Genomic DNA, 4,802 nt, shown 5'->3' with positions numbered 1-4,802 from the left:
CTGCCGACTCCTCCCCCGCTTCTCCTCCTTCTTCGCCTCCCTCATCCCGTGCTGTCCCGTCTCCGGCCACCGCGCTGGCCGCCGCCCGGCTGCTGCTCCGGCTCCGGGAGGCCCCGGAGCCCGCCGCCATCCATGACGAACTCCGCCGACTCGGGCCCGTGTTGCCGATGCCCTGGCTCAGATCCCTGGTGGTGACCGGCTACCGGGAGTGCCGGCTCGCGCTCCGGGACGCGGACTTCCAACTGCCGGACGCCGCCTGGCGGGACCGCAGGACACCGGGCTGGCGCGACCACCGCTCACTGGTCGACCTCACCAGCTCGCTGCTCACCCTGAACCCACCCCGGCACACCCTGCTGCGTGCCGGGATCGCGCCGGGCCTCGCCCGCACCGCCGTCACCGAACTCCGACCCGCCGTAGGGGAGTTCGCCGACCAGTGCCTCGACGAGCTGGCCGCGGCGCTGCGCGCCGGCCCCGCCGACCTGACGGCCCTGCTCGCCGAGCCGCTGCCCGCCCGCGCCATGTGCCGCTGGCTCGGCGCGCCGCCGGCCGACGCGAGCCTCCTCGCCCGCCTGGCCCGCCGCTACTCGGTCGTCCAGGAGCTCTCCCCCACCGCGGCCCAACTCGCCGACGCGGACCGGGCGGCCGAGGAGCTGAAGGACTACTTCCTGCCGTGGGTCGACTCCCGGCTGCGCCGGCCCGGCACCGACCAGCTCTCCGGCTGGGTCGGCCGCGCCTGCGCCACCTCCTCCGGCCTCACCTCCCATGACGTCGCGGTGAACGCGGCGATGCTGTTCGTCGCCGGATTCGAGACCACCGCCACCCTCATCACCAGCTTGGCCCGGGCCGTCATCGAAGAGCCCGGGTTCGCCGACCGGTTGCGGACGACGCCGGGACACATCCCGGCGGCCGTCGAGGAGATCATCCGCCGCAACCCCTCGGCCGCCGTCGTCAGCCGCGTCGCGACCCGCGACCGCCGGCTCGGCGGCATCCCCGTGCCCAAGGACCAGTTGGTGCATCTGCTGCTCCCGGCCGCCAACCGCGACCCGGCCGCCGCCGGCCAGCCACACCTCTCCTTCGGGACGGGCGTCCACTACTGCCTGGGGGCGGCGCTCGCCCGGCTCGAGCTGACCACCCTGTTGCCCCGGTTGCTCGACCGCTTCCCGCGACTGCGGCTCGCCGCACCACCCGAGGCGCCCCGGGGGCGGGGCTCGTCCTCTCGGCCTTCGTGGATCAGGCCGCGGCGTCAGATGCGGTTCATCGCAAGGCGCCGGATCGCAGCTCATACGTGGCCGTATTCGCGCGATTCGGTAACGCAGCGAGGTGCCGTAGCTGGCGTCGTGGCCCCGCGAGGGCCGGGAGGGCAGGCCCCAACACTCCCCCATCCACCACGGCTGCTCGTGACAGCCGACCAGACCCTTCCGAAAGCAAGACCGCGATGACCAGCCCCTCTCCTTCTCACCATGTTCGCGACATCCTGACGGAGCTCGAACCCTCCGTGGCCCGGCTGCTCGACCGGCACCTGGCCGCCGCCCAGACCTGGATGCCGCACTCCTACGTGCCGTGGAGCACGGCCCGCGACTTCGACGGGCCGCTCGACGGCGAGCCCTGGCGCCCCGAACAGTCCGCACTGCCGCCGGCCGTCCGCGACTCGCTGCTGGTGAACCTCCTCACCGAGGACAACCTGCCCAGCTACCACTTCGAGATCGCCACCCGCTTCGGCCGGGACGGCGCCTGGGGCACCTGGGTGCACCGCTGGACCGCCGAGGAGGGCCGGCACGCCGACGCGCTGCGCACCTACCTGCACGCCACCCGCGCCGTCGACCCCGTCGAGCTCGAACGGTGCCGGATGCGCCAGGTGTCCGCGGGCTACACCAGCGACCAACCCACCGTGCTGCACGCGATGGCCTATGTGACCGTGCAGGAGCTGGCCACCCGCGAGGCCCACCGCAACGCGGGCGCGGCCTGCGGCGACCCCGTCGGCAAGCTGCTGGCCTCGCGGATCGCGGCCGACGAGAACCTGCACATGCTCTTCTACCGGGACCTGTTCGCGGATGCCCTGACCATCGCCCCGGACGCGGCGACCGTCGCCCTGGCCGACGTGGTCTGCGGCTTCCAGATGCCGGGCACCGCCATCACCGGCTTCCAGCAGCGCGCGCTGCGGATCGCCGCGGCCGGCATCTACCACCTGGGCATCCACCGCGAGCACGTGGTGCTCCCGCTGTTGCGCTCGCTGCGGGTCATGACCCGCACCGGCCTCGGCCCGGCCGGCGAGGCGGCCCGCGACCGCCTCGGCCGCCATCTGGACCAACTGCGGGCCATGGCCGAGCGCTTCCAGGAGCTCTACGAGCGGATGGAGGCGATGACCCATGCCGGGGCCCGGCGCTGACGCGGCGGCCGTCACCGGCCTCGGCATGATCACCCCGGGCGGCCCCACCGCCGAGGCCACCTGGGCCACCCTCTGCGCGGGCCGGGGCCTGGCCCGCACCGACCCCGAACTGGCCGGACTCCCGGTCGACTTCTCCTGCCGCGTCGACGGCTTCGACCCCGACTTCGTGCACGGCCGCAGACTGGCCCGACGACTCGACCGCTTCGCCCAGCTCGGGCTGGCCGCCGCCCGCCAGGCTGTCGCGGACGCCAAGCTGGACCCGGACACCTGGGCCGCCGCGCGGGTGGGCGTGGTCATCGGCGCCGGCAGCAACAGCCTGGAGACCTATCCCCGCGAGTTCGCCAGGCTCGACCAGGGCCACCCGACCCGGGTCTCGCCCACCGCGCTGACCCGCAGCGTGCCCAACATGGCGGCCAGCGAGGTGGCCACGGGCCTGGGCGCCCACGGGCCGAGCTTCACCGTGGCCAGCGCCTGCGCCTCCGGCGCCACCGCCCTCGGCCTCGCCCGCGCGCTGCTGGCGGCCGGGACCTGCGACGTGGTGCTGGCCGGCGGCGCGGAATCCGGCCGCTCGCGGATGACCGCCACCTGCTTCGCCCAACTCCAGGCCCTCTCCCGCCGGACCGACGCACCGGCCGCGGCCTCCCGGCCGTTCGACGAGGAGCACGACGGCTTCGTGCTCTCCGAGGGCGCGGCGGTGCTGGTGCTCGAGCGCCAGGACCACGCCAGGCGGCGCGGCGCGCACGTGCGGGCCCTGCTGCTCGGGCACGCCGCCACCAGTGACGCCCATCATCCGGTCGCCCCGCATCCGGAGGGCGAGGGCGCGGAGCGGGCCATCCGCACCGCGCTGGCCGACGCGGGGCGGGAGCCGGCCGACGTCGACCTGGTGAGCGCCCACGGCACCTCGACTCCCCCCGGAGACCGGGCCGAAGCGCTGGCGCTCCGGCGGGTGTTCGGTGGTGGTGGGCCACCGGTGACCGCGCCCAAGAGCGTGCTCGGGCACGCGCTGGGCGCGGCGGGCGCCATCGAGGCCGGGCTCGCCGTGCTGGCGATCGAACAGCGGTGTGTCCTGCCGACGGCCAACCTCGGCCGCCAGGAGCCGGGGCTCGAACTCGACATCGCGACCGGCCGGCCGCGTCCCGCTGAGGTGAACATCGCCATGACCAACTCCTTCGGCTTCGGGGGGCACAACAGTGTGCTGGTCCTCAGCAGACCACGCTGATCCGTCCGCCCGTAAGTCGCCTTTGGTCTGGTTTCGACCCGACTTTCGTCAGGTGTCGGCCGGCACCCGGGCCACGACGACGTGGAGGGTGACCGAGGCCAGAAACGGCTCGGTCGCCAGGTGGTCGAGCCAGCCGGCGGCCTGGGCGTCCGTCAGCCGCCCGGCCACCACGGCGCGGCGGGTGGTGCGCCACAGGCCGAGGATCCGGTCGGCGGCGCGCACGTCGCGCAGCGCCGGCGTGATCGGGATGACCTCCGGCACATCGAAGCCGGACTCCCTTGCCAGCCTGTGCAGTTGGCGGCCGAGGACGGCGTTGCGGACGACGTGGTCGACCAGGTGCCGGGTGTAGGCGCGCGCGATGTCCACGTCGGGGTGGTCGATGGCCAGGGTCTCCCAGTCGGGCTCCGCGGCCACCAGCAGCCCGCCGGGCCGCAGCACCCGGCGCGCCTCGGCCAACGCCTGCCTGGGGTCGGCGACGTGTTGGAGCACCCGGTCGGTACGGGCCCGGTCCATGGAACGGTCCGGCAGCGGCAGGCGGTGCACGTCGGCCGCCAGGGCCTCGATTCCCGCCGCCCCGGCGGCGCGTCGACGGGCCTCGCGGACCATCCGCGGGTCGTGGTCGATCCCGATGACCCGTCCGCCCGGCGTGACCCGGCGGGCCAGCGCGTCGAAAGCGGTGCCCGGGCCGCACCCCAGGTCGAGGACGGTGTGACCGGGGGCGAGCCGGAGCGCGGCCAGTGCGCGCCGCCGGTAGTCGCCGACCTCGTCGGTGGCGGCGAGACGGTCCAGGTAGGCGATGTCTTCCGGAACAGCCGTCTCGTACCCGGGAGTCGTCATGTCACCAGTCAAACACCGTGCGGAGGCGACCAGTCGGCATTAAGAACGCGTTAAGATTGCCGGAATCCGGCAATGCGCGATGTCACACCCTCCTGGCACTATCCCTTCAACAGGCCGGAAGGCGGCTTGCGGGGGAGGTGAGTCCGGTGGGTTGGTTTCTCGGTCTCGGCATCGGGGGATTGGTGCTGCTGGGGCTGGTGTTCGTCCTCGACGGTGTGCTCGACGGGCTTCTCGACGGGTTCGCCGGCGCGGACGGCTGGCTGTCGCTGCCGGCCGCCACCGCCTTCCTTTCCATGCTGGGCTTCGTGGGCGCCATCGCCCAGGGCACGACCGGCATGGGCCCGGTGCCCGCCGTCGCGG

At 74.2% G+C, this 4,802-nt stretch carries 4 protein-coding genes and 1 pseudogene; 4 read left to right on the top strand and 1 reads right to left on the bottom strand.

Translation table 11 applies throughout. From position 1 onward, the window contains the following. The 3 genes from E1283_RS31965 to E1283_RS31955 all read left to right on the top strand — a co-directional run. Positions 1 to 1,439 (top strand): cytochrome P450 (locus E1283_RS31965; protein WP_207930613.1); only part of this gene is annotated, 1,439 nt, incomplete at its 5' end. Continuing rightward, positions 1,436 to 2,386: an acyl-ACP desaturase gene (locus E1283_RS31960; protein WP_132821662.1), complete on the top strand. Its 951-nt coding sequence runs from the start codon at positions 1,436 to 1,438 to the stop codon at positions 2,384 to 2,386. The genes E1283_RS31965 and E1283_RS31960, both read left to right, overlap by 4 nt. Continuing rightward, on the top strand, positions 2,367 to 3,605 hold the full coding sequence (locus E1283_RS31955; RefSeq protein ID WP_132821661.1) for a beta-ketoacyl-[acyl-carrier-protein] synthase family protein: 1,239 nt from the start codon (positions 2,367 to 2,369) through the stop codon (positions 3,603 to 3,605). Before E1283_RS31960 ends, E1283_RS31955 begins: the two co-directional genes overlap by 20 nt. 48 nt (positions 3,606 to 3,653) lie before the next feature. Here E1283_RS31955 and E1283_RS31950 read toward each other — a convergent pair whose 3' ends face one another. Next, complete coding sequence (locus E1283_RS31950; protein ID WP_132821660.1) at positions 3,654 to 4,442, bottom strand: methyltransferase domain-containing protein; 789 nt, start codon at positions 4,440 to 4,442, stop codon at positions 3,654 to 3,656. Positions 4,443 to 4,588: 146 nt separating this feature from the next. Here E1283_RS31950 and E1283_RS31945 point away from each other — a divergent pair. Continuing rightward, positions 4,589 to 4,802, top strand: a pseudogene (locus E1283_RS31945) (hypothetical protein); the annotation flags it as partial.

Source organism: Streptomyces hainanensis, assembly GCF_004348415.1.
In the GTDB taxonomy this organism is placed as follows: Bacteria; Actinomycetota; Actinomycetes; order Streptomycetales; family Streptomycetaceae; genus Streptomyces; species Streptomyces hainanensis.
The sequence above is the reverse complement of the archived record's forward strand: the minus strand, read 5'-3'. Positions and strand labels throughout refer to the sequence as shown.

Excerpts from the sequence above, each read along its gene's own strand:
- E1283_RS31960 (WP_132821662.1), top strand. The coding sequence starts at position 1,436 with ATGACCAGCCCCTCTCCTTCTCACCATGTTCGCGACATCCTGACGGAG.
- E1283_RS31955 (WP_132821661.1), top strand. The coding sequence starts at position 2,367 with ATGCCGGGGCCCGGCGCTGACGCGGCGGCCGTCACCGGCCTCGGCATG.
- E1283_RS31950 (WP_132821660.1), bottom strand. The coding sequence starts at position 4,442 with ATGACGACTCCCGGGTACGAGACGGCTGTTCCGGAAGACATCGCCTAC.